General features: G+C 69.3%; 7 protein-coding genes. All 7 read left to right on the top strand.

What is annotated here, in order from left to right:
* The first annotated feature begins 73 nt into the window (after positions 1 to 73).
* The 7 genes from AB0I53_RS02610 to AB0I53_RS02580 all read left to right on the top strand — a co-directional run bounded on the left by AB0I53_RS02610 (position 74) and on the right by AB0I53_RS02580 (position 25,942).
* Positions 74 to 775, top strand: a complete 702-nt coding sequence (locus AB0I53_RS02610; protein WP_358595306.1) for a DsbA family protein — start codon at positions 74 to 76, stop codon at positions 773 to 775.
* A 30-nt stretch (positions 776 to 805) separates the two neighbouring features.
* Complete coding sequence (locus AB0I53_RS02605) at positions 806 to 2,365, top strand: long-chain fatty acid--CoA ligase (protein ID WP_358595303.1); 1,560 nt, start codon at positions 806 to 808, stop codon at positions 2,363 to 2,365.
* A 27-nt stretch (positions 2,366 to 2,392) separates the two neighbouring features.
* On the top strand, positions 2,393 to 5,932 hold the full coding sequence (locus AB0I53_RS02600) for a MupA/Atu3671 family FMN-dependent luciferase-like monooxygenase (protein WP_358595301.1): 3,540 nt from the start codon (positions 2,393 to 2,395) through the stop codon (positions 5,930 to 5,932).
* The gene (locus tag AB0I53_RS02595; RefSeq protein ID WP_358595298.1) at positions 5,929 to 7,527 is read left to right on the top strand and encodes a thioester reductase domain-containing protein; all 1,599 of its coding nucleotides are present in this window, start codon (positions 5,929 to 5,931) and stop codon (positions 7,525 to 7,527) included. Before AB0I53_RS02600 ends, AB0I53_RS02595 begins: the two co-directional genes overlap by 4 nt.
* Positions 7,528 to 7,569: 42 nt before the next feature.
* A complete protein-coding gene (locus tag AB0I53_RS02590) occupies positions 7,570 to 7,701 on the top strand; it encodes a hypothetical protein (RefSeq protein ID WP_358595295.1) in 132 nt (43 codons plus the stop codon).
* A gap of 93 nt (positions 7,702 to 7,794) precedes the next feature.
* Positions 7,795 to 25,728 carry a non-ribosomal peptide synthase/polyketide synthase gene (locus AB0I53_RS02585; RefSeq protein WP_358595292.1) on the top strand — a complete coding sequence of 5,978 codons (17,934 nt, stop codon included), beginning with the start codon at positions 7,795 to 7,797 and terminating at the stop codon, positions 25,726 to 25,728.
* A complete protein-coding gene (locus AB0I53_RS02580) occupies positions 25,721 to 25,942 on the top strand; it encodes an MbtH family protein (protein WP_358595290.1) in 222 nt (73 codons plus the stop codon). The genes AB0I53_RS02585 and AB0I53_RS02580 overlap by 8 nt, the downstream gene beginning before the upstream one ends.
* Positions 25,943 to 25,965 lie beyond the last annotated feature (23 nt).

The raw sequence follows: 25,965 nt of genomic DNA, 5'->3' as shown, positions 1-25,965 counted from the left end.
TCCGCTTAGCGACCACCCACCCAGACCATTCACCAACAGGCTCTGATACGGACGAGGAGCGGAGAACCCCGTCATGCCGAGGAAGAACAGCATCCCCAGGTTCTACTTCTCGTTGCGCAGCCCGTATTCCTGGCTCGCCTACCGGGACCTGGTGGACCGGCACCCCGAGGTGGCGGCCGCGGTCGAGTGGCGACCGTTCTGGGAACCGGACGCCCGCAGCGAGCAGATGCTGGCGGATGCGGGCGGCAGCTTCCCGTACGCGGCGATGTCCCGCGCCAAGAGCCTCTACATCCTCCAGGACGTGCGCCGGCTCACCCGCGAGCGCGGTCTCGAACCGACCTGGCCGGTCGACCGCGACCCGGTGTGGGAGGTGCCGCACCTGCCCTACTTCGTCGCGCTGGACGAGGGACGGGGGCGGGAGTTCGTCGACCGCGTCTACCGCGCCCGTTGGCAGGAAGGGCGCGACATCTGCGACCGCGCCACCATGGCGGAGATCGCCGCCGAGCTCGGGCTTCCGCGGGACCGCGTCTCGAACGCGGTCGACGACGAGGAGCTGCGTCGGCGAGGGACCGCAGCGCTGCTCGACATCGACGAGGACGGCGTGTTCGGGGTCCCGTTCTTCGTGGACCGCTTCAGCAAGTTCTGGGGCGTGGACCGGCTGCCGGCCTTCGTCCGTTCGATGGCCGGCACGCCCGCCGCGCCGGTGCCCGTTGCGGCCGCGGAGCCGGACCCGGGTCTCGGCGGCGACCAGGGGCATGCCGGTGGCTGCGGCTGAACGACCATTCCGCGCGACCTGGAGGGCGAGATGAGGGAAGGCAACATCAGTTCGGCCGCGGCCGTCCACCGGTGGGCTCGGGTCGCCGGTGACACCACGGCGATCGTCTACGAGGGCACCGAGATCAGCTACGCGCAGCTGTCCGCCCGGGTGCGGCGGCTGGCGGCGGTGCTGTCCGGTGGCGGACTCCGCCGCGGTGATCGGGTCGCCTACCTCGGCCGGAACAGCGCACTGCTGCTGGAGACCGCGCTCGCCGCGGCGCACCTCGGCGTGCTCTTCCTGCCGCTGAGCTTCCGGCTGGCCAGCGACGAAGTGGCGTTCCTGCTCGACGATTCCGGCGCGCACACGCTGGTCGTCGAGGACGAGCAGCGGGCGTTGGTCGACGGCATCGCCGACTCGGTCCCGGTGCGCCGCTTCCTGCTCGACTCGGCGGCCGAACCCGCGCACCCGCGCTGGGAGAGCTTGTCGGCCGCGGCTGCGCCGGACCGGGACGACGAGCCGGTCGACGTCCGGGAGGCGGACGTCGCCCTGCTCATGTACACGTCCGGGACCACCGGGCGGCCCAAGGGCGCACTGCTGACCCACGGAAACCTGTGGTGGAACCAGGTCAACACGGCGACCGCGATCGAAACCCGGTTCCGCGACACGGCCTTGGTCGTCGCGCCCATGTTCCACATCGCCGGACTCAGCGGTTTCACCCTGGGCACCCTCGCGCACGGCGGGACCTTGGTGGTCCGCCGCGCGTTCAACGCCGAGCAGTGCCTGGAAGACCTGGTGGAGCACCGGGTGGCCAACCTGATCGCGGTTCCGACGATGTTCGACGCCATAGCCCGGACCCCCGGTTTCGAGCGGGCTGACCTGTCCGCGTTGCGCGCCGCGATCGTCGGTGGCGCGCCGGTCCCGGACCAGCTCGTCCGCGACTACTCGGCGCGGGGCGTGAAGCTGCAGCAGGCGTGGGGCCTCACCGAGACCGCGCCGCTGGCGACGTACCTGCCGCCGCAGTTGGTGGACGGCCATCCCGGATCGGCGGGTTTTCCCATGCCGCACACCGAGATCCGGCTGATCGACCCGACGACCGGGGCCGTGGTCGCCGAACCGGGTGAGGCCGGCGAGATCTGCGTCCGCGGGCCGAACGTGATCTCCGGGTACTGGAACGACCCGGACACGACTCGCAAGGCGGTGGACGACGCGGGCTGGTTCCACTCCGGCGACATCGGCCACCTGGACGAGCAGGGCCACCTCTACGTCGTCGACCGGCTCAAGGACGTGATCATCAGCGGCGGGGAGAACATCTACCCCGCCGAGATCGAGCGGCTGCTGGCCGAATTCCCGGGCGTCCGCGAGGTGGCCGTGGTGGGCGTGCCGCACCCGAAGTGGGACGAGACGCCGGTCGTGGTCGTCTGCCAGGACGGCGCGGCCACCCTGGAGGAGATCCGCGCGTTCCTCGGAGAGCGGTTGGCGCGGTTCAAGCTCCCCACCGCGGTGCACCACTGCGACGTCCTGCCGCGCAACGGCACCGGGAAGGTCGACAAGGCGGGGCTGCGGGCGCGGCTGACCGGCGAGCACGAACTGGTCGCCGCAGACCGATGACGCGAGCCAGGCCGGGAGGGGCGCGACATGGTCGGCGTTCGTGATGGCACCGCTTCGGATCGCACCGCGGACCCGACACCGTCCACGATCCACCGCGCGGTCGAGGACCAGGTGCTGCGGAGCCCGGATGCGGTGGCGATCGCGCATCGCTGGTCCGAGCTGAGCTACGCGGCGCTCAACGCCAGGGCGAACCAGCTCGCACACCACCTGCGCGCGCTGGGCACGGGGCCGGGCTGCCTGGTCGGCGTGAGCCTGCGCCGTGGGCCGGACCTGGTCGTGGCGCTGTTGGCGGTGCTCAAGGCCGGTGGCGCGTTCGTGCCGCTCGACCCCGCCGAACCGGCCAAGCGGCTGGCGCTCATCGCAGCCGACTCCGACCTGCACTGCCTGATCACCAGCGGTGCAGGCGCAGCGGAGCTGCCCGCCCGCCACCTCGTGCGCATTGACGCGCGCGAGGCGAAGATCGCCCAGCGTCCCACCACACCGCCCGAGTCCGATGTGGACGGTGAACATCCGGCGTACGTCACGTACACGTCAGGACCGCACGGTCGGCCGTTGGGAATCGTGGTCCGGCACCGCAACGCGCTCAGCCGCTTCGCCGGGATGCGCGACCGGATCGGTTGCACGGAATCGGACGTCGTCCTCGCGTTGACGGGCATCTCCTTCGACGCTGCGGTGCTAGAACTGCTGTGGCCGCTGACCGGCGGCGCGAAGGTCGTGGTCGCCGGGGACCGGTTGATCGAGAACCTGGCACCCGCCGCTGCGCCTCCGGCACGACCGCTCGGCTTCAGCTTGTTCTTCTTCGCCGCCGCCACGGCCGACGAGCAGCGGCGCGACGGCTACCGCCTGGTGCTGGAGGCCGCGAAGTTCGGCGACGCCCACGGGTTCGAGGCCGTGTGGACCCCCGAACGGCACTTCCACTCCTTCGGCGGCCTGTACCCGAACCCCGCGGTGATGGCCGCAGCGCTGGCGACGGTGACCGATCGGATCGGGTTGCGGTGCGGCAGCGTGGTCGCACCGCTGCACGACACGGTTCGCATCGCCGAGGAGTGGTCCTTGGTGGACAACCTCTCCAACGGGCGGGTCGGCCTCGCGTTCGCATCCGGCTGGAACACCAACGACTTCGTGTTCTTCCCGGACGACTTCCCGCGCCGCAAGCAGCGGATGGCCGAGCAGCTGGACGAGTTCCGGCGGCTGTGGCGCGGGGAACCGGTGCGGCGGCGGGGCGGCGACGGCCAGCAGGTCGACGTGCGGGTCTTCCCATCGCCGGTGCAGGACGAGCCCCAGATCTGGCTCACCTCGGCGGGCTCGGTGGAGACCTTCGAGCGCGCGGGGGCGGCCGGGGTGAACGTGCTCACCCACCTGCTCGGGCAGGACCTCGACGAGCTGGCGGTGAAGATCGAGGCGTACCGGCGCGCCAGGGCCGACTGCGGGTTCGCCGGGCCGGGCCGGGTCTCGGTCATGGTGCACACGTTCCTGCTCGACGACGCGGAGCGGGCGAAGGCGCAGGCGAGGGGACCGTTCCGGGAGTACCTGCGCAGCTCCGCGGAGCTCAGCCGGGTGTTGTTCGGCTCCGGCGCCGCCGTCAACGACGAGGATCTCGAATCGGTGCTGGACCTGGCGCTCGACAGGTACTTGGAGCGGTCCGGCCTGTTCGGTTCGCCGGCGGAGGGCGCCGAAGTGGTGCGCAGGTTGGAAGCCGCGGGTGCGGACGAGATCGCGTGCCTGATCGACTTCGGGGTCGCCGTCGACGAGGTGATCGCCGGCCTGCCCACGTTGAACCGCCTGAAAGAACTGCACGAGGAGGAGGTCGCCGACGCCGAGCACTCGTTCGCGCAGCTTTGCCGACGGTACAACGTCACCTTGCTGCAGTGCACGCCGTCCTTCCTGTCTGCGCTGGTCGCGCAGTCGACTGCTCTGGAATCGCTGCGTGGCGCCCGCGCGCTGCTCGTCGGCGGGGAGGCGATCCCGGCGGATCTGGCGCGACGCCTGTCGGCTGCTTTGCCCGGGGTGCGGTTGTTCGCGGCATACGGATCACCCGAGTCGACCTTCTCGGCCGCGGTCCACGAAGTCGCCCCGGGTGCGGCTGCGTCCATCGGCCGACCGCTGCCGGACACCGAGGTGCTCGTGGTGGACGAGGACCTGCGAGAGGTGCCGGTCGGAGCCGTCGGTGAGCTCCTGATCGGCGGGGCCGGGATCGCCGCGGGCTACCTCGACCAGCCCGGGCTCACCGCGCAGTGGTTCGTCGCGAGCCGGTCCGGAACCGCGTATCGGACCGGGGACCGAGTCCGTCGCGAGGCGGACGGAACCCTGGGTCTCCAGGCGCGCGATGACCGACGAGTGACCGTCCTCGGACACCTGGTCGAACCCGCCGAGGTGGAGGACGTGCTCTCCCGGCACGCCCAGGTGGAATCCGTCGAGGTGACCGCGAGTACCGGTCGGTCCGATGGCGCGGAGCTGGTCGCGCGGGTCACCCCGGTGGCCCAGCCGTCCGGCCACGTCGCCGAAGAGGCCCACGTGCGACGTTGGGGCCAGGAGTGGGAACGGATCTACGCCGCTGCCGACCCGGGAATTGGTTCCGTCGAACCGATTCCGCCCCAGGAGATGCGCGAGTGGCTGGACCACACCGCCGGCCGCATCGCGGACCTGGCGCCGCGGTCGGTCGTCGACGTCGGTGCCGGCCCCGGACTGCTGCTGCGCGCGCTGCTCCCGCACATCAAGGAATATCGCGGATTCGAGCCCTCCTCGACGGCCATCGGAGCGGCCAGGCAGTCGCTCGGGCCTGCGCCACCGCGCAACGTCGTCATCGACCAAGCCGACGCTGCCGCTCTCACCGACATGCCGACCGGCAGCGCCGACGTGGTGGTGCTGAACTCCGTCGTCCAGTACTTCCCGAGCACCGGTTACCTGGAGCGCGTTCTCGCCGAGGCCGCCCGGGTCGGTCGGCACGCGGTTTTCGTCGGCGACGTGCGGGGCTTGGCAGAGCTGGATGCCTGCTACGCGGCGGCGGAACTCAAGAGCTGCCCGCCGCTGGCGTCGGCGGCGGAAATCGCCGCGGCGATCTGGCGAGGCGTTGCGGGCGAACCGGAGTTGTGCCTTTCGCCCGCGTACTTCAGGAGACTCGACGCGGTCGGCGAGGCGCGGGTCGAGCTCAAGCGTGGACATGCGGTCAACGAGCTGACCTGCTTCCGCTACGACGTCACCCTGCTGCTCGACGAACCGCCCGGCGGCCCGGCCTTCGATGCGGTGGCCTGGTCGGCACTCCCGGCCGGGCTGGACGGCCTCGGCCGGCGGATCGGCATCGACCCCCTGACCGTCACCGGCATCCCCAACCGCCGGCTGGTGCGCCCGCGGGCGCTGCTCCAACTGCTCGGCGAGGCTGCGGACGACACCACCGCCTGGGAGCTGGAGCGGCTGCTGTGCGAGGTCGACGAGTCGTCGGCCGTCGACCCGGAGAGCGTCGTGGAGTTCGGCGAGCGGCACGGCGCGAGAGTCCGGTTGCTGGTCCCGGAACACGGGGGCCTGGACGAGTTCGACGCCGTCTTCGAGCCGGTGGAGCGGCGCTCATGAACACCGAGGCAACCGATCCGCTGGCCGTGGCGCGGGCGCCCGGGTTCCGCGCCGCACTGCGCGCCTTCGCCCGGGAACACCTTCCCGGAGCCATGGTCCCGGGGCGGATCGTGGTCGGCGACCGGTCTCTCGACGGGCTGACCGGAACCGCGTACGCCGCGCCCACCGGCCCGGTCGAAGCTCGGCTGGTCGGCATCTGGCAGGACGTGCTCGGCGTGCACCGGGTCGGCGTGGCGGACGACTTCTTCGATCTGGGCGGCAATTCCCTCACCGCCACGCACTTGCTGGCCAGGGTGCGGGAGGAGTGCGGTGTCGAAGTCGGGTTGCACGACCTGTACGCACGGCCCGTCATCGCCGAGCTGGCGCGGCTGGTCGGCGATGAAACCGTGGCCAGCGACCTCTCGCGCGGTATCGACCCCGACGCCCTGGCCGCGGAAGCGCTGCTGCCGGACGATGTCCGGCCAGAACGGGCCGCCGAGCCGGTCGCGTCCTTCCGGAACGTCGTGCTGACCGGCGCGACCGGGTTCGTGGGTGCCTTCCTGCTCCGCGAAGTGCTGGACCGCTCCGATGCCGACGTGCACGTCCTCGTGCGGGCCGGCGACCGGGACGGCGCGGTGAACCGGGTCAGGAAGAACCTGGCCGCCTACGGCCTGTGGCGCAGGGCGGATGCCCGGCGTCTGGTCGGTGTCCCCGCCGACCTCAGCCGCCCCTACCTCGGCCTGGGCCGTCCCGCGTTCGAGGAACTGGCGCGGCAAGCCGATCTGGTGCTGCACAGCGGCGCCGGGACGAGCGCCGTGCTGCCCTACCAGCAGCTCAAGACGACAAATGTGTTGGGAACCTTGGAGGTCCTGCGGCTGGCGTTCCGAGGCCGCGTGAAGCCGGTGCACTACGTGTCATCGCTTGAGGCGTTCCCCGACGCCCGGGGTGCGCGGCTCTTCGACGAGGCAGAACTGTCTTCTGCGGACGATGTGATCGGCGGTCGCGCGCAGACCAAGTGGGTGGCGGACCGCTTCGTCGCACAGGCTGGGCGGCGCGGCCTCCCGGTCGCGATCCACCGTCCCGGGCAGGTCGTCGGAGCCCGAGCGGCCGGTGCCTGCCCGCCGGAGCTGTTCTTGTGCGCCTGGCTGAAGGGCTGCATCCAGCTAGGATCAGCGCCGGATCTGAACCTGCTCGTCGACGCGGTTCCGGTCGACTTCGTGGCTGCGTCCATCGCGCACATCGCGTTGAGCGGAACCGGGTTGGGTCAAGCGCACCACCTGCCGGGCGCTCCGCCCGTGCGCTGGGCGGAGATCGTGGACCTACTCGCCGATTCGGGGTACCGGGTGTCGCGCAAGCCGTACGAGGAGTGGCGTCGGGATTTGCGCGCTGCGGTGGAAGCAGGTGCGGAGAATGCGTTGATCCCGTTCCTGCCGCTGTTGGGTGCGGAGGGACCGGCGCCGGACCTGCCGCTCCGGAATGGCGGCCACCAATTTGAAACGGGTCGGGCGGGCGGCTCGGAACTAGCTCCTCCGGCGGATGTCTCGGAACTGATATCGGGCTGCCTGGACTACCTGATCGCGATCGGGCACGTGGAGCCGCCGATGGTCGCTGAGTGAATTGGAACGCGAATTGCAGAGGGCGGCGGTAGCGTCCCGGCGGTGTTCGAAAAGCAGCAATATTCCGGCATTCGGCTGCTTCGTGTGCTGTTGGGTGGCGTTCGAGCGCTCGTGAAATCCCGTATGGTCGAATTGGTGGCCGACATTTCGTCGCATGGTTTCCGCCGTCGCTGAAAGGTGTGCCTCCGGGTGATCTCAACTGTTTGCTTTCGGATGTTGTCGTTCTAGCCTTGCAGTGGATATCCGGCTGGACTGGTGAGGTTTGCCGTGACCGCGAAGAAATCAGCCGTCGAGGACATTCTCCCGCTGACCCCGCTGCAGGAGGGGTTGCTGTTCCACGCCTGGTACGACGGGCAGGGGCCGGACGTCTACATCGTCCAGCTGTGCGTCGAGCTCGAAGGTGATTGCCAGGTCCCGAGGTTGCGGGCAGCCGCTCAGGCGTTGGCGGACCGGCACGCGAGCTTGCGCGCGGCGTTCGTGCGCCGCGGAGGCCGGGAGCCGGTGCAGGTGATCGCCCGGCGGGTGCGGGTGCCCTGGCGCGAGCTCGACCTGGCGGCGGAAGCCGATCCGGAGACGGCCTTCGCGGATTTCCTCGCGGCTGACCGGAACGAGCGGTTCGACCTGGGGCGACCGCCGCTCGTGCGCTTCGTGGCGGTGCGGTTCGCCGCTGACCGCGTCCGCCTGGTGATGACGTGCCACCACGTGCTGTTCGACGGTTGGTCGCTGCCGATCGTGGTCGATGAGCTGGTCGAGCTGTACTCCCGCAACGGTGACGCGAGCGGGCTCCCGCCGGCTCCGGCGTGGCGGGAGTATTTGGCGTGGTTGTCCGGCCAGGACGGTGCGGGGGCTGTTCGGGCGTGGGGTGAGGCTCTTTCGGGGGTGGAACAGCCGACTTTGGTGGCTCCGGGTGCGGGGCGGGCCGGAGTGGTGCCGGGTCGCGTGGTGGCTGGTGTCTCGACGGGTTTGTTGGGTGGATTGCGGAGTCTGGCGGCCGAGCGCGGTGTGACGTTGTCGTCGGTGGTTCAGGTCGGTTGGGGGGTGTTGCTCGGCGGGTTGGTCGGTTGTGGGGACGTGGTTTTCGGCTCTGTGGTGGCGGTTCGGCCTCCGGAGGTCCGGGGTGTCGAGTCGCTGGTGGGGTTGTGCATCAACACGCTTCCGACGAGAGTCCGGTGGTCGTCCGGGACATGTGTCGGTGATCTGCTGGGGGAGGTTCAGTCCGCGCAGGTTGACTTGATGCCGTACCGGCAAGTGGGGTTGCCGGAGATCCAGGGCGCGGTTGGTGTTGGTGAGCTGTTCGATTCGGTGGTCATCTACGAGAACTACCCGACCAAGCCAGGAACAGCAGTCGACGGGGGAGACCATGCGGCGGGGGGAGCTTCGCTGCGCGTCGCGAACGTCGAAGGTCTCGATTCGACGCACTACGGGCTGGCGTTGGTGGTGCTGCCGGGGGACGAGCAGCTGACGTTGCGCCTGGACTACCGGCCGGATTGCTTCACCGCCGAGGAAGCAGCGGTCGTTCTTCAGCGATTCGTCCGCGTGCTGGAGTCGATGGCGGCCGATCCCGACATGCTCGTGGCGGATATCGACGTCCTCACCGAGGAAGAGCGGTACCAGCAGCTTGAGGTGTGGAACGGGCAAGGTGTGGTCGCCGCTGAGTCGACTTTGCCGGAGCTGTTCGAGTCCCAGGTGGCGGAGTCGCCGGATGCCACGGCGGTGGTGTGTGGCGATGAGTCGGTGTCGTACGCCGAGTTGAATGCTCGGGTGAATCGGCTGGCTCGGTGTCTGATCGATCGTGGTGCCGGGCCGGGTTGTGTTGTGGGGCTTGCTGTTCCGCGTTCGGTGGAGATGGTCGTGGCGGTGTGGGCGGTGCTCAAGGCGGGCGCTGCGTATCTGCCGGTCGATCCGGGTTTTCCGGCTGAGCGCATCGGGTTCGTGCTCGCCGATGCCGACCCGGTGCTGGTGGTGACGACTGTCGAAGCCGAACACGTGGTTCCACAGGGTTTTTCGGTTCTCGTGGTGGATGATCCGGGTACTGAGCCTGTGGTGGCCGGGCTCTCGGATGCGGATCTCGTTGGCGGGGACCGGGTTGCTGTGGGTCTCGATGATGCGGCGTATGTGTTGTTCACGTCGGGTTCGTCGGGGTGGCCGAAGGGTGTGGTGGTCACTCATCGGAATGTGTGCGGGTTCGTTGCGGCTGTTGATCCGTGGTTGGAGGTGGGGCCGGGGGATCGGCTGTTGGCGGTGACGACGTTGTCGTTCGACATCGCCGTGGTGGAGTTGCTGGCGCCGCTGCTCGCCGGTGCGGCAGTGGTTGTGGCCGGTGGTGGCGCGGTCGGGGATCCGCGGGCGTTGGCGGCGTTGGTGGCCGACCACGCGGTAACGGTCATGCAGGCGACACCCGCTTTGTGGCAGGCGCTGCTGTCCGAAGCTCCCGGGATGCTTCACGGGTTGCGGGTCTTGACCGGTGGTGAGGCCTTGCCGGAGCACCTGGCGGTCCGACTGCGCGAGTTGGCTTGTGAGGTCGTCAACCTCTACGGGCCCACGGAGGCCACGGTGTGGTCGACGGCGGCGGAGGTCGACAGCGATGGTCGGGTGACCATCGGCCACCCGTTGGGCAACAGCCGCGTCTACGTCCTCGGCCCGAACCTGCGGCCGGTGCTTCCCGGAGTGACCGGTGAGCTGTTCATCGCCGGCTCCGGTGTGGCGCGGGGCTATCTCGGGCGCGCCGGGTTGACGGCGGAGCGTTTCGTGGCTGATCCGTTCGGTCCGCCTGGTGGGCGGATGTACCGGACCGGAGATCTGGCTCGCTGGAACCACGGTGGTGAGCTGGAGTTCGTTGGCCGCGTTGATGACCAGGTCAAGGTACGTGGTTTCCGCATCGAGCTCGGCGAAGTCGAGGCCACCCTGGCTGCCCACCCCGCGGTAGCTCAGTGCGTGGTGGCCGCCCGAGAGGACCAGCCGGGCGAAGCGCGCCTGGTCGCCTACGTGGTGGCCGATGCCGGCGGGTGCGACCCGGCCGAATTGCGGGCGCACGCTGCTCGGCGCCTGCCCGACTACATGGTTCCGTCGGCGGTTGTCGTTCTCGACGGCCTTCCGTCGACGGCGAACGGGAAGCTGGATCGAAAGGCGTTGCCTGCTCCCGATTTCGGTTCTGGGAAGGTGAAAACCCCGCCTCGGACTGAGCGTGAGGTGTTGTTGTGCGGGTTGTTCGCCCAGGTGCTGGGCGTTGCGGAGGTGGGGGTAGGAGACAGCTTCTTCGACCTGGGCGGCCATTCGTTGTTGGCGACTCGGTTGGCCGGCCGTGTCCGCGCCGAGTGCGGCGTGGAGTTGTCAGTACGCGCGGTGTTCGAGGCGCCAACAGTGGCGCAGCTGGCCATCCGGATCGACACCGAGGCGGGCGTGCATCACCAGGTGGCGCTGCGCGCCGAGCAGCGGCCGGAACGGGTTCCGCTGTCCTTCTCCCAACACCGCTTGTGGTTCGTGGGCGAGCTCGACGCGACCGGCTCGGCGTACCACATCCCCCTGGCGTGGCGGATCCCCGGTGAGACCGACATGGCCGCCCTGCAAACGGCGGTGCGGGACGTTCTCGCGCGCCACGAGGCGCTGCGGACCGTGTTCCCACTGGGCGAGGACAGCGCCCCCTGGCAGCAGGTCCTGGACGCCGACACCGCGCTGGAACGAGCCTTCGGCACTACCGACGCGAGGATCAGCTCCGACGACGTTGAGCGGGTGGTCGCCGAGCATTCTGCGCAGGCCTTCGACCTGGAGGTAGAGCCGCCGATCAGGGTGCGGTCCTGGGAGATCGCCGGCGGTAGCCGTGTCCTGCTGGTGGTGTTGCACCACATCGCCGGTGACGGTTGGTCGGTGGGACCGCTGGTGCGGGACTTGGCCGCCGCATACGCGGGACGGTGCACCGGCGAGGCACCGGACTGGCGGGAATTGCCGGTGCAGTACTCGGATTTCGCGTTGTGGCAGCGGAGAACACTGGGCAGCGAGGACGACCCCGGCAGCGCGATTTCGCGCCAGTTGGATTTCTGGAAGCAGGCTCTGCGGGGCCTTCCGGAGGAGCTGGCGCTTCCGGTGGACAGGTCTCGGCCGGCGGTGTCGTCGTATCGGGGTCGGACTCTTTCGGCCGTCGTCGAGCCGGGTGCGCACCGCCGATTGGTCGAGCTGGCCCGGGAGTGCCAGGCGAGCACCTTCATGGTGCTCCAGGCCGCGCTCGCCGCGTTGCTGACGCGGTTGGGGGCGGGTACGGACATCCCGATCGGCAGTCCGATCGCTGGGCGTGATGATGAGGCGCTGCACGATCTTGTCGGTGCGTTCGTCAACACGCTGGTGTTGCGGACCGATACGTCGGGTGATCCGAGCTTCCGTGAACTGTTGGCGCGGGTCAGGGAGACGAACCTGGCCGCATACGCCCATCAGGACTTGCCGTTCGAGCGGCTCGTCGAAGCGCTCAACCCGCAGCGATCCCTCGCCCGTCACCCGCTGTTCCAGGTGGCTCTCGCGCTCAACAACGGGCCCACCGCCGCGCTCGACCTACCCGGCGGGAGCGCCGAGCCGATTGCCGTCCCCATCAACACCGCCAAGTTCGACCTCGCCTTCACCGCGGTTGAACTCCCGGCCTCGGCAGATTGCCCCGACGGCCTGGCGCTGTCCGTGGAGTACAGCGTGGACCTGTTCGACGCGGACACCGCCGAGGAGCTCCTCCAGCGATTGCTGCGAATGCTGGAACGGGCGACCACCGATGCCGATCGACCACTGCACGAGCTCGACGTCCTCACGGCAGCCGAGCGCCACCGGCTCCTCCACGAATGGAACGGCGGTCACGAAGCCCCTGATGCCGTCGTGCCCGACCTCTTCGAAGCGCAGGTCGCCCGTGCCCCAGACGCGGTCGCGGTGCTGTGCGACGGGACCGCGGTGACGTACGCCGAGCTGAACGCGCGGGCCAACCGGTTGGCCCGATGCCTGGTCGAGAAGGGGGCCGGGCCGGAGACCGCGGTGGGGCTGGCGATTCCCCGGTCGGTGGAGATGGTGGTGGCGCTGCTCGCCGTCCTGAAGGCGGGAGCCGCATATGTGCCGCTGGATCCGGCATATCCGGCCGATCGGCTCGCGTTCATGGTGGCCGACTCCGCACCGGTACTCCTGCTCACCCGTGGCGACGTTGAGCAGGAGTTCGAGGCCGACCGAATGGTCTTGGACGATCCCGACGTCGTCGAGGTGCTGTCCGGGTACCCCGACACCGACCTGACCGACGCGGAGCGCAAGGGGCCGTTGGATCCGGCGAACCCGGCCTACGTCATGTACACCTCCGGCTCGACCGGAACCCCCAAGGGAGTCGTCGTAACGCACTCGGGGATGGCGGATTCCGTCGCGTGCGCACACGCGGTCGTCGGCCCGGCACGACTCGCCCGCGTGCTTGCCTCGACGTCGCTGAGCTTCGACACCTCGGTGCTGGAGATCTTCCCCCCGCTGACCTCCGGCGGGGGGATCGAGGTGGTGCCCGATCTGCTGACCCTGGCGGAGCGCCCGCGGGTGCTGTCGGACGGCGGCCTCGTCAGCGCCGTGCCGTCGGTCCTGGCGAAGGTGATTCGGGGCCAGGCGCGGGCGGACGGCGTGCACACGGTGATCCTGGGCGGCGAATCCTTCACCGCCCAGCTGGTCCGGGACATCCGCGCGGTCTTCCCGAACTGCCGGATCATGAACTTCTACGGGCCGACCGAGGCGACGGTCTACTCCGCGGTCTGGTACTCCGACGGTGACGAGCCGCCGGTGGTGCCGATCGGCCCGCCGGTGCCGAACACCAGGGCGTACGTGCTGGATCCCGCTCTGGAGCTGGTGCCCGCCGGGGTGGTGGGCGAGCTGTACATCGCCGGTGGCGGGGTGGCGCGGGGCTATTCGGGTCGCCCCGGCTTGACGGGGCAGCGGTTCGTGGCCGATCCGTTCGGCCCCGCCGGCGGGCGGATGTACCGGACCGGCGACCGGGTGCGCTGGAACCGGAACGGGGAGCTGGAGTTCCTCGGTCGGGCCGACGACCAGGTCAAGGTTCGTGGTTTCCGCATCGAACTGGGCGAAATCGAGGCGGCGGTCGCTGCGCACCCGCGGGTGGCGCAGTGCGTGGTCGTGGCGAAAGAGGACCAGGAGGGCGACAAGCGCCTGATCGCCTATGTCGTCTCCGAGGCCGGAGGGTGCGATCCGGCGGAGGTGCGGGCTCAGGTGGCCCGCAGCCGACCGGATCACATGGTGCCTTCAGCGGTGGTCCTGCTGGACAGCCTTCCGCTGACGGCCAACGGGAAACTGGACCGAAAGGCGTTGCCTGCTCCCGACTTCGGCTCCGGGAAGGCGAAAACGCCACCGCGGACGCCGCGCGAGGAACTGCTGTGCGGGTTGTTCGCCGAAGTCCTGGACGTGGACGAGGTGGGGATAGCCGACAGCTTCTTCGATCTGGGTGGTCATTCGTTGTTGGCGACTCGGTTGGTGAGTCGCATCCGTGGTGCGTTCGCCGTCGAGTTGTCGGTGCGTGCGGTGTTCGAGGCGCCGACGGTGGCGGAGCTGGCTGCGCGGTTGGATGGCTATGACGAGTCGGTGCGCCCCGCGATTGCGGGAATGGTGCGGCCGGAGCGGGTGCCGCTCTCGTTCGCCCAGTACCGGTTGTGGTTCGTGGACAAGTTGGACGCGGTTGGTTCGGCGTACCACATTCCGCTGGCGTGGCGTCTGACCGGCGACGTCGACGTTCCTGCGTTGCAGGCGGCGGTGTGGAACGTGGTCGATCGTCACGAAGTCCTGCGGACGGCGTTCCCCGATGTGGAGGGAGTGCCGTTGCAGCGCGTGGTCGGCGATGCCCGCGAAGTCCTGGACGTTCCGGTGCTTGAGGTCTCGGCTGATGAAGTCGAGAAAGTGGTCGCCGATCACGTCGAGCGGGATTTCGACCTGTCCTGCGAGGCACCGATCCGTGCGCGAATTCTCGTGGTGGACGAGCACGAGGTCGTGCTGTCGGTGGTGTTGCACCACATCGCCGGTGACGGCTGGTCGGTGGGTCCGTTGCTGCAGGATCTGGCCACGGCATATGCGGCGCGGTGCACTGGTGAGGCGCCGGGTTGGCAGGAACTGTCGGTGCAGTATGCGGATTTTGCTTTGTGGCAGCGGGAAATCCTGGGCGGTGAAGAAGATCCGGGCAGCGTGATCTCCCGCCAGCTGGAGTTCTGGGAAGACACCCTGCGGGATCTTCCGGAAGAAATCGCCCTCCCCACCGACTGGCCCCGCCCGGCAATCGCCTCGTACCAGGGGCGGACCCACTCGGCCTCCGTCGGACCCGAGGCGCATCGGCGGTTGGTCGAGCTGGCCCAGGCGTCTCAGGCGAGCACCTTCATGGTGCTCCAGGCTGCGCTGGCAACGTTGTTGACGCGGTTGGGTGCGGGTACGGACATCCCGATCGGAAGTCCGATCGCCGGGCGTACGGAGCAGGCGACCGAGGATCTGGTGGGGTTCTTCGTGAACACGCTGGTGTTGCGGACCGACACCTCCGGTGATCCGAGTTTCCGTGAACTGCTCGCGCGAGTCCGGGAGACGAACCTGGCCGCGTACGCCCATCAGGACCTGCCCTTCGAGCGGCTCGTCGAAGCACTCAACCCGCAGCGATCCCTCGCCCGCCACCCGCTGTTCCAGGTCCTGCTCACGGCCGACAACGCACCAACCGGGTCGCTCCAGCTGCCCGGTATCCATGTCGAGGGGGTGGCGGTCGCGACCCGAACGGCCAAGTTCGACCTCGCCGTCACCGCACTCGAGCCCGGTGGCAGCGACGGCGGGCTCGACCTCTTCCTCGAATTCAGCGCGGACCTGTTCCGGCCGAACACCGCCGAGGCCCTGCTCCGGCGGCTGGTTCGGGTGCTGGAAGCAGTCGCGGCCGACCCCGATGTCCGAGTCGGGGAGGTCGAGGTCCTGTCCGGGGCGGAGCGGCGCCGGCTGCTCGAAGCGTGGAACGGGCAGGAAACGGATGTTCCGGTCTCCACGTTGCCGGAGCTGTTCGAGGCTCGGGTGGCGGAGTCGCCGGATGCCGTGGCGGTGGTGTGCGGCGATGAGTCGGTGACCTACGCGGAGCTGAACTCCCGCGCGAACCGGCTGGCGCGGTGCTTGGCGGATCGCGGAGTGGGCCCGGAATGTGTTGTGGGGTTGGCGTTTCCGCGATCGCCTGCGATGGTCTCGGCGATGTTGGCCGTGCTCAAAGCCGGCGCCGCCTACTTGCCCATCGATCCGGACCATCCCGCCGATCGGATCGCGTTCATGCTCGCCGACGCTGAGCCCTCGGTAGTGCTGACTACCACCGAGGTCGAGCACGCCCTGCCTCCCGGAACGCCCCGTCTGGTGGTCGATGACCCAGGCCCGGCCGACGTGCTTGCCGAGATGTCGGATGCGGATCTCTCCGATGCCGATCGCGCGGCCCCGCTGCACGTGGGCAACGCGGCGTACTTCCTCTACACGTCGGGTTCGTCGGGACGGCCGAAGGGCGTGGTGGTCGATCACGCGAACGTGGCGAGGTTGCTGGCGGTCGCCGACTCCCGGATCGATGCGGGTCCAGGCGATGTGTGGACCTTGTTCCACTCGTACGCGTTCGACTTCTCGGTGTGGGAGATGTGGGGGGCGCTGGCAGGCGGCGGGCGGCTCGTGGTCGTGCCGTGGGAGGTGACGCGTTCCCCGGCGGATTTCGCGGAGTTGCTGGTTCGGGAGCAGGTGTCGGTGCTGAACCAGACCCCGTCGGCGTTCTACCAGTTGGTGCAGGCCCTGGAGGACGAGCCGTCTCGACGGGACGGTTGGCGCGTGCGCTGCGTGGTCTTGGGCGGCGAGGCCCTGGACCCGCTTCGCGTACCGGTCTGGGAATCCGGCGGGCCCGCGGTGGTGAACATGTACGGGATCACCGAGACGACCGTGCACGTCACCCACGCCGAGATCCGCGCCGAGGATCGCCACCGCCGCAGCGTGATCGGTCGACCGCTGGCGGACTTGCGGGTGTACGTGCTGGATGCGAACCTGCGACCGGTTGCGCCGGACGTGGTGGGCGAGCTGTACGTCGCCGGCGCCGGGGTGGCGCGGGGCTATTCGGGTCGCCCCGGCTTGACGGGGCAGCGGTTCGTGGCCGATCCCTTCGGCCCCGCCGGGAGCCGGATGTACCGGAGCGGGGACTTGGCGCGCTGGAGCAGCGATGGCGAGCTGGAGTACGCGGGGCGCGCCGACGACCAGGTCAAGGTGCGCGGTTTCCGGATCGAACTCGGCGAGATCGAAACCGTCCTGACCGGCCACCCCGGCGTCGCCCAAGTCGCCGCGGTCGTCCGGGAGGACCATCCCGGCGAGAAGCGGCTCGTCGCCTACGTCGTCCCCGGCGCCGGTGGATGCGATCCGGCCGAACTGCGGGCTCACGCGACCCGCAGCCTGCCCGACTACATGGTGCCCGCAGCGGTCGTGCTCATTGATGCGCTTCCGTTGACCACCAACGGAAAGCTCGACCGCAAGGCGCTGCCCGCCCCCGAGGTCGAAGCCGGTCGGGGGCGACGTCCCGGCAACGAGCGCGAGAAACGCCTTTGCGCGGCATACGCCGAGGTGCTCGGCGTCGTCGAGGTCGGAGCGGACGACGACTTCTTCCGGCTCGGTGGCGACAGCATCATGACGATCCAGCTGGTGGCGAAGGCCCGTCGCGCGGGGGTGCGGATCAGCCCGAAGCAGGTCTTCGAGCAGAGGACCCCGGCGGCCCTGGCCTTCGTCGCCGACGTCTCGGACGAGCCCGGCTCGGTGGTCGGCGGCCCTGAGCCCGGACCGGTCGCGTTGACGCCGATCATGCATTGGCTCCGCGACCGCGGCGGCCCGGTGGACCAGTACCACCAGCGCATGGTGGTCCAGGTGCCTGCGACGGTCGGCGAAGCCGAAATAGCCAGTGCCCTGCAAGCCGTCATCGACCACCACGACGCCCTTCGGCTGAGCCTCGACGACTGGAACCTGCGGGTGCTCCCGCCCGGGACCGTTCGGGCCGCCTCCTGCCTGCGGCGTGTCGTGGTCGACGGCCCTGACTTCGACGAGGCCGTGGGCGAGCACCTCGACGACGCGGTGCGCCGGCTGAACCCCCGCACCGGTGAGGTGCTTTCCGCGACCTGGCTGGATGCGGGGAACCACCGTCCCAGCCGACTCTTGCTGGTGGTCCACCACGTGGCCATCGACGGTGTGTCCTGGCGGATCCTGCTGCCCGACCTGCAGACCGCGTGGTCCCAGGTCGCCGCGGGGAACGACCCGGTCGTCCTCGACCCCGTCGGCACCTCGCTGCGCGGCTGGGCCGACCACCTGGTCGAGCAGTCACGCTCCGCCGAGAGGCTCGCAGAGCTGCCTGGCTGGCAGTTGGTGTCCGACGTCGAGGAGCCGCTGCTCGGCAACCGCCCGCTCGATCCGGCCACCGACACCTCGGCGACGCTCCGCGCGATCGAAGTCGTGCTCTCCGCCGAGGACGTGCTGCCGCTGCTGACCACCGTTCCCGCCGCGTTCCGAGGCAATGTCGACGACATCCTGCTCACCGCACTGGCCTTGGCCGTGCAGCACCGACGTGGCGGCAGCGCCGTGCTGGTGGATGTGGAAACGCACGGCAGGCAGGAGGCCGCCGGGATCGATCTGTCCCGCACCGTCGGGTGGTTCACCTGCATCGCCCCGGTCGTTCTCGATCCCGACGAGGTGGACCGGGAACAGGTGCTCAACGGTGGGCCGGGTGCGGTGCGGGCCGTCAAACGGGTCAAGGAACAGCTGCGCGCCATGCCCGATCGCGGGCTCGGCTACGGGCTGCTGCGGTACCTCAACCCCGATACCCGGTCCGCGCTCGCGGGCGCGAAGGCGCAGATCGCGTTCAACTACCTCGGCCGCCTCACCGCACCGACCGAGGCCGCGGACTGGGCACCGGTGGGTCTTGGAGCCGGGAGCGATCCGGACCTGCCCGCGGCCCACAGCCTCACCATCGACGCCGTGACGGAGGAGGCCCCGGGCGGCCCGAGGCTCGTGGCGACCTGGTCGTGGCCGGAAGGCTTGCTCGGAGAGTCAGATGTGAGGGCCTTGGCGGCGGGTTGGGTGGAGACGCTCCGGGCGTTCGTCCGCCACCCCGGCGGTGGCGGCAGCCCGTCGGACTTCCCGCTGGTTCCGCTGAGCCAGGACGACGTCGACCGCATCGAGCAGGCCGGTCCGGCGGTCGAGGACGTTCTCCCACCGACCCCGCTGCAGGAGGGGTTGCTGTTCCACGCGTGGTTCGACGAGCAGGGACCGGACGTGTACCTGGTCCAGCTGTGCATCGAGCTGGCCGGTTCCTGGGACCTCCAGCGACTTCGCACGGCCGCGCAGCGCCTCCTGGATCGGCACGGGAGCCTGCGCGCCGGGTTCGACCGGCGCGGCCGGGAGCCGGTGCAGGTCGTCGCCCGGCAGGTGCTCGTGCCTTGGCGCGAGGTCGATCTGACGGGCGCGGAAGATGTTGAGCAGGCGTACCAGGACCTGCTCGACCGCGACCGGCGCGAGCGGTTCGACCTGGGGCGGCCGCCGCTCCTGCGCTTCACCGCTGTGAAGGTCGGGGAGGGACGCCATCGTCTGGTGATGACGCACCACCACGTGCTGCTGGACGGCTGGTCGCTCCCGATCGTGCTGCGGGAGCTGCTCGCCCTGTACGACTCCGGGGACGAACTTCCGCCGGCTCCGGTGTGGCGGGAATACTTGGCGTGGTTGTCCGATCAGGACGGTGTGGGGGCTGTTCGGGCGTGGGGCGAGGCCCTTGCGGGGGTGGAACAGCCGACTTTGGTGGCTCCGGGCGCAGGTCGAGGCGGAGTGGTGCCGGGTCGTGTGGTGGCGGGGGTGTCGGGCGAACTACTGGGTGGTTTGCGGGATCTGGCCGGCGGGCGTGGCGTGACGTTGTCGTCGGTGGTTCAGGTTGGTTGGGGGGTGTTGCTGGGTGGACTGGTTGGTAGTCGGGATGTCGTTTTTGGCTCTGTCGCGGCGGTTCGTCCCTCGGAGGTCCGGGGTGTTGAGTCGCTGGTGGGGTTGTGCGTGAACACGGTTCCGGTGCGGGTTCGGTGGTCGCCCGGGACGTGCGTTGGCGGTTTGTTGGGGGAGGTTCAGTCCGAGCAGGTCGGGTTGATGCCGTACCGGCATGCGGGGTTGCCGGAGATTCAGGGTGCGCTTGGTTTTGGTGAGTTGTTCGATTCGGTGGTGATCTACGAGAACTATCCGGCAGGGCCTGATCTTCTTGCGGATCGTCCTGGCTCGGCCGCCGGCGACAAGCCGTCAGTGGTGAGCGTCGAAGGTCACGATGCAACGCATTACGGGTTGGCTTTGGTAGCGGTGCCAGGGGACGAGCAGCTGACGTTGCGCCTGGACTACCGGCCGGACTGCTTCACCGCCGAGGAAGCGGAGTTGGTCCTGCGGCGGTTGGTTCGCGTGCTGGAGTCGATGGCGGCCGATCCCGACATGCGAGTGGCGGACATCGACATCCTCACCGACGAAGAGCGCTACCAACTCCTTGAACGTTGGAACGGACGGACACCCGACGTTCCGGTGTCGACGCTGCCGGAGCTGTTCGAGGCTCAGGTGGCGAAGTCGCCGGATGCCACTGCGGTGGTGTGCGGCGATGAGTCGGCGTCGTACGCCGAGTTGAATGGCCGGGCGAATCGGCTGGCTCGGCGTCTGATCGATCGGGGTGCCGGGCCGGATTGTGTTGTGGGGATTGCTGTTCCGCGCTCGATCGAGATGGTCGTGGCGGTGTGGGCGGTGCTCAAGACCGGCGCTGCGTATCTGCCGATCGATCCGGGTTTTCCGGCCGAACGGATCGGGTTCATGCTCGCCGATGCCCGCCCGTTGCTGGTCATAGCGACTTCCGGGGTTGTGCCTGGATTGCCCGACGAGATCGACGTTCCTGTTCTGGTGGTGGATGATCCGGTCGTTCGTTCGGAGATCGCGGGTGCAAGCCCGTATGACGTGGTCGATGTTGATCGCGTGAGCGGTTTGTGCGCGGATCACCCGGCGTATGTGTTGTTCACGTCGGGTTCGTCGGGGCGGCCGAAGGGTGTGGTGGTCGCCCATCGGAATGTGTGCGGGTTCGTTTCGGCGATCGATCCGTGGTTGCAGGTCGGGCCGGCGGATCGGTTGTTGGCGGTGACGACGCTGTCGTTCGACATCGCTGTGGTCGAGCTGTTGGCGCCGCTGCTCAACGGTGCGTCGGTGGTCGTGGCTCGTGGTGGCGAGGTCGGGGATCCGCGGGCGTTGGCGGCGTTGGTGGCCGACCGTGCGGTGACGGTCATGCAGGCGACACCCGCTTTGTGGCAGGCCCTGGTGTCCGAGGTTCCCGAGATGTTGCGCGGGCTGCGGGTGTTGACCGGTGGCGAGGCCTTGCCGGAGCGCTTGGCGAGCAGGCTGCGGACCTTGTCCGACGAGGTCGTCAACCTCTATGGGCCGACGGAGGCCACGGTGTGGTCGACGGCGGTGGAGGTCGACAGCGATGGTCGGGCGACTATCGGTCGGCCGTTGGGCAATACCCGCGTCTACGTCCTGGATGCGAGTTTGCGGCTTGTGCCGCCTGGTGTCGTGGGTGAGCTGTTCATCGCCGGTTGCGGGGTGGCGCGGGGGTACTTGGGTCGTGCCGGGTTGACGGCCGGGCGCTTCGTGGCTGATCCGTTCGGTCCTGCGGGTGGGCGGATGTACCGGACCGGAGATTTGGCTCGCTGGAACCACGGTGGCGAGCTGGAGTTCGTCGGCCGGGTTGATGATCAGGTCAAGGTTCGGGGTTTCCGCATCGAGCCGGGTGAGGTCGAAGTGGCGCTGGCTGCTCACCCGGCGGTGTCGCAGTGCGTGGTGGCGGCCAGTGAGGACCGGCCGGGCGACAAGCGGCTGATCGCCTATGTCGTTCCCGACGTCGGAGGATGTGATCCGGCCGAACTGCGGACTCGCGTGGCCCGCAGCCTGCCGGATTACATGGTGCCTTCAGCAGTGGTCCTGCTGGAGAGCCTTCCCTTGACGGCGAACGGGAAGCTGGACCGGAAGGCGTTGCCTGCACCCGATTTCGCTTCTGGTGCGGCGAAAGCGCCACCTCGGACTGAGCGTGAGGTGTTGTTGTGCGAGTTGTTCGCCGAGGTGCTGGGCGTTGACGGGGTGGGGGTGGACGACAGCTTCTTCGAACTCGGTGGGCATTCGTTGTTGGCGACTCGATTGACCGGTCGTGTCCGTGCGGCGTGTGGTGTGGAGTTGTCGGTGCGCGAGGTGTTCGAGGCGCCAACGGTGGCGCAGCTGGCCGCACGGGTAGAGCGCGCTGACAAGTCGGCGGGACCGGGCCCGAGTCTGGCAGAGATGGTGCGGCCGGAGCGGGTGCCGTTGTCGTTCGCCCAGTACCGGTTGTGGTTCGTGGACAAGCTCGATGCCGCGGGCTCGGCGTATCACATCCCCCTGGCGTGGCGGTTGACCGGTGAGGTCGATGTTCCCGCGTTGCAGGCAGCGTTGTGGGACGTGGTGGATCGTCACGAAGTGCTGCGTACGGTTTTTCCCGCTGCGGAGGGAACTCCACGGCAGCAGGTGATCCACGATGCGCGGTCGGTGCTGGATGTGCCGGTGGTGTCGGCACCCGAGCCGGCCCCCTTGGTGGACGCCGTGGTGGGTGAGCGCTTCGACCTCGCCCGAGAGCTGCCGATCCGTGCGCGGATCCTCGTGGTGGACGAGCGCGAGGTCGTGCTGTTGGTGGTGTTGCACCACATCGCCGGTGACGGTTGGTCGGTGGGGCCGTTGCTGCGGGACTTGGCCACCGCGTACGCGGCGCGATGCGCCGGAGCGGCACCGGGTTGGCAGGACTTGCCGGTGCAGTACGCGGATTTCGCTTTGTGGCAGCGGCAAGGCCTGGGCAGTGAGGAAGATCCGGGTAGCGTCATCTCCCGCCAGCTGGAGTTCTGGAAAGACACCCTGCGGGATCTCCCGGAAGAACTGGTGCTCCCCACCGACCGGTCCCGACCCGCCGTGGCCTCGTACCGGGGTCGCCGGGTGGGTCTTGAGGTCTCGCCCGAGCTGCACGCGGGCTTGATCCGCGTCGCCGGTGGAAGTCGAGCGACGGTGTTCATGGTCGTGCAGGCCGCGCTCGCCGCGCTGCTGACGAGGCTGGGGGCGGGTACGGACATCCCGATCGGCAGTCCGATCGCCGGACGCGATGATGAGGCGCTGCACGATCTCGTAGGTGCGTTCGTCAACACGCTGGTGTTTCGGACCGATACTTCGGGTGATCCGAGTTTCCGGGAGCTGCTGGCCAGGGTCCGTGAGACGAACCTGGCTGCCTACGCCCATCAGGATCTGCCGTTCGAGCGGCTCGTCGAAGCGCTCAACCCGCAGCGGTCCCTGGCCCGCCACCCGCTGTTCCAAGTGCTGCTGGTCGTCAACAACGGTCCTGCCGACCCTCTCTACCTACCGGACGCGGACGTCGAGCAGATGACGCCGCCCGCCCGCACCGCGAAGTTCGACCTGACCGTGGAACTGACCGAGCGCAGTGGAACAGCGGGTGAGCCGCAGGGCTTCGCCGGGGCGGTGGAGTTCAGCACCGACCTCTTCGACCTCGCCACAGCGGAACGACTCGCCGCAAGGCTCGTGCGCGTCCTGGAGACCGTCGTCGCCGACCCCGGAATCCGGGTCGGGGACATCGACGTCCTCACCGAACTCGAACGCCACCAGCTGCTCGAAGCACGGAGCGCAGAGGCCCCCGCGCCGATGGTGCACGAGGCGTTCGAGGCCCAGGCCGTGCGGACCCCGGACGCCACCGCGGTGGTGTGCGGCGGAGATTCGGTGTCCTACGCAGAGCTGAACGCGCGGGCCAACCGGCTGGCCCGACACCTGGTCGCGCAGGGGGCGGGGCCGGAGTCCGTCGTGGCATTGGCGGTGCCGCGATCGGTGGACATGGTCGTGGCCATGCTGGCGGTCCTCAAGTCGGGAGCCGCTTACTCGCCGATCGACCCCGCCTACCCGGCGGAGCGGATCGAGTTCGTGCTCGCCGACACCAAGCCGGCGCTGGTGGTGACAACCACCGAGGTCGCGGCCGGGCTACCGATTTCGGGGATACCCGCAGTCGAGCTGGACACATCCCACGTGCTCGGCCTGATCGCCGAAGAATCCCCCAACGATCTCGCGGACGCGGAGCGCCGACGGCCGTTGTGGCCGGACCATCCGTCGTACGTCCTGCACACCTCGGGCTCCACCGGACGCCCGAAGGGCGTGGTGATCTCCCACCGCAACCTGGCGTCCTTCTCGACGGCGGTTCAGGACTGGGCGGGATTCGAGCCCGCCGATCGGGTCGCCGCGGTCACCACGCTGTCGTTCGACCTCGCGGTCCTCGAACTGCTGGTGCCGCTGCTGACCGGTGCCGCGGTGGTCGTGGCGACCGGCAACACCCCGGAGGAACTGGCCCGGCTGGTGGCCGAGCACCGGATCTCGGTCATGCAGGCCACGCCCACGCACTGGCAGCTCCTCGTGTCGGCGGCCCCGGAGATGATCCGGGGATTGCGGGTCCTCGCCTGTGGCGAAGCCCTGCCCGACAGGCTCGGGGCCGCCCTCGCCGCCCTCGCCGGCGAGGTCGTCAACGCCTACGGGCCGACCGAGGCCACGGTGTGGTCCACCGTGGCACGGGTGACCCCCTCGGCACCGGTGACGATCGGCCGAGCGCTGCGCAACACCCGGGCGTACTTGCTGGATTCGGGATTGCGGTTGGTGCCGCCCGGCGTGGCGGGGGAGCTCTACCTCGCCGGCGAGGGCGTGGCCCGCGGGTACTGGGAACGTCCTGGGCTGACGGGCGAGAGGTTCGTGGCGGACCCGTTCTCGACGGGTTCTCGGATGTACCGGACCGGGGACCTGGCCCGCTGGAACCGGCAGGGCGAGCTGGAGTTCGTCGGGCGGGCCGACGACCAGGTCAAGGTCCGCGGCTTCCGCATCGAGCCGGGTGAGGTGGCGGCGGCGCTGGCCGATCACCCGCAGGTGGCCCGAGCCGTCGTGGTGGTCCGCGAGGACCGGCCCGGCGACCGACGGCTCGTGGGCTACGTCGTGCCGGAAGCGGAGCAACCTTGCGACCCGCTGGAGGTGCGCTCGCACGCGACCCGGACCCTGCCCGACCACATGGTGCCCGCAGCCGTGGTCGTGCTGGACAATTTCCCGTTGACCAGCAACGGAAAGGTGGACCGTCGAGCACTGCCGGCCCCGGACCCGCGCTCGGCGAGCGCGGCACCCCGCACGCCGGACGAGAAGCTGTTGTGCGGGTTGTTCGCCGAGGTGCTCAGGGTGCCGCGCGTCGGGGTCGACGACGGCTTCTTCGATCTCGGCGGGCATTCCTTGCTGGCGCTGCGCCTGGTCGAGCGGATCCGGGCGGAGTTCGGGGTGGAGATCGGGATCGGCGCGGTGCTCCAGACGCCGAGCGCCGCCGGGCTCGCACCGCACCTGTCCGGCCGGACGCGACAGGACCCGTTCGAAATCGTGCTGCCGATCACGCCCGACGAGGGCAAGCCGAACCTCTTCTGCGTGCACGCGGCAGGCGGTATCGCCTGGTCGTACCGCGAGCTCGCCCGGACCGCATCCGCCTTCGCCGTCTACGGAATCCAGTCGCGCGGCCTGGATCCGGCGGAGGAACTGCCCACCAGCGTGGCCGAGATCGCCGGGGATTACGCCGCGCAGATCCGTACGATCCAGCCCCGTGGCCCCTACCGACTGTTGGGGTGGTCGTTCGGCGGCGTGGTCGCCCACGCCGTCGCCACGCTCCTGCAGGACGAGGGCGAGCAGGTGGAAATGCTCGCGCTGCTGGATGCCTACCCGGTCACAGGCTCCGACCCGGGGAATGCGGAACCGGACAATTTGACCGAACTGCTGCCCGGCTTCGCCGAACTTTTCGGCACCCGCGATGAGGACGGCCTCTGGCACCGGGTAGTCGAGGGCGTCCGCCGGGTGTACGGCAACAACACCGCACTGCTCGCTTCGAGCGAATTAGGCGTCTTCCGCGGCGACGTTCAGCTCTTCACCGCCGCGCGGGAGGCGAACGGAGGCCCGGCGACGCTCGACGTCTGGCGTCCCCACACGACCGGGGAGATCCGCACCCACCAGATCGACTGCAGGCACGCGGACATGATGCGACCGGAGTCCGCCGATCAGATCGCCCGCATTTTGATGGAGATCCAGGAGGCAAGTGATGAGTAGTCCGACGAACCCGTTCGACGACGAGAACGGCAAGTTCCTCGTCCTGGTCAACGACGAGAACCAGCATTCCCTCTGGCCGTCGTTCGTCGACGTCCCCGCCGGATGGCGCGTGGTGCACCCGGAGGACACCCGGCAGGCCTGCCTGGAGTACATCGAGGCGAACTGGACAGACCTGCGGCCCCGGAGCCTGGTCGAGAAGATGGAGCAAGCCTGACCCGAAGCCGAGCCGGTGAGGTC

The sequence above is a fragment of the Saccharopolyspora sp. NPDC050389 genome (assembly GCF_040655595.1).
Classification (GTDB): Bacteria; Actinomycetota; Actinomycetes; order Mycobacteriales; family Pseudonocardiaceae; genus Saccharopolyspora.
The sequence above is the reverse complement of the archived record's forward strand: the minus strand, read 5'-3'. Positions and strand labels throughout refer to the sequence as shown.

Bases quoted from the DNA above. Each gene is read 5' to 3' on its own strand.
- AB0I53_RS02595 (WP_358595298.1), top strand. From the start codon at position 5,929: ATGAACACCGAGGCAACCGATCCGCTGGCCGTGGCGCGGGCGCCCGGG.
- AB0I53_RS02610 (WP_358595306.1), top strand. From the start codon at position 74: ATGCCGAGGAAGAACAGCATCCCCAGGTTCTACTTCTCGTTGCGCAGC.
- AB0I53_RS02600 (WP_358595301.1), top strand. From the start codon at position 2,393: ATGGTCGGCGTTCGTGATGGCACCGCTTCGGATCGCACCGCGGACCCG.
- AB0I53_RS02580 (WP_358595290.1), top strand. From the start codon at position 25,721: ATGAGTAGTCCGACGAACCCGTTCGACGACGAGAACGGCAAGTTCCTC.
- AB0I53_RS02605 (WP_358595303.1), top strand. From the start codon at position 806: ATGAGGGAAGGCAACATCAGTTCGGCCGCGGCCGTCCACCGGTGGGCT.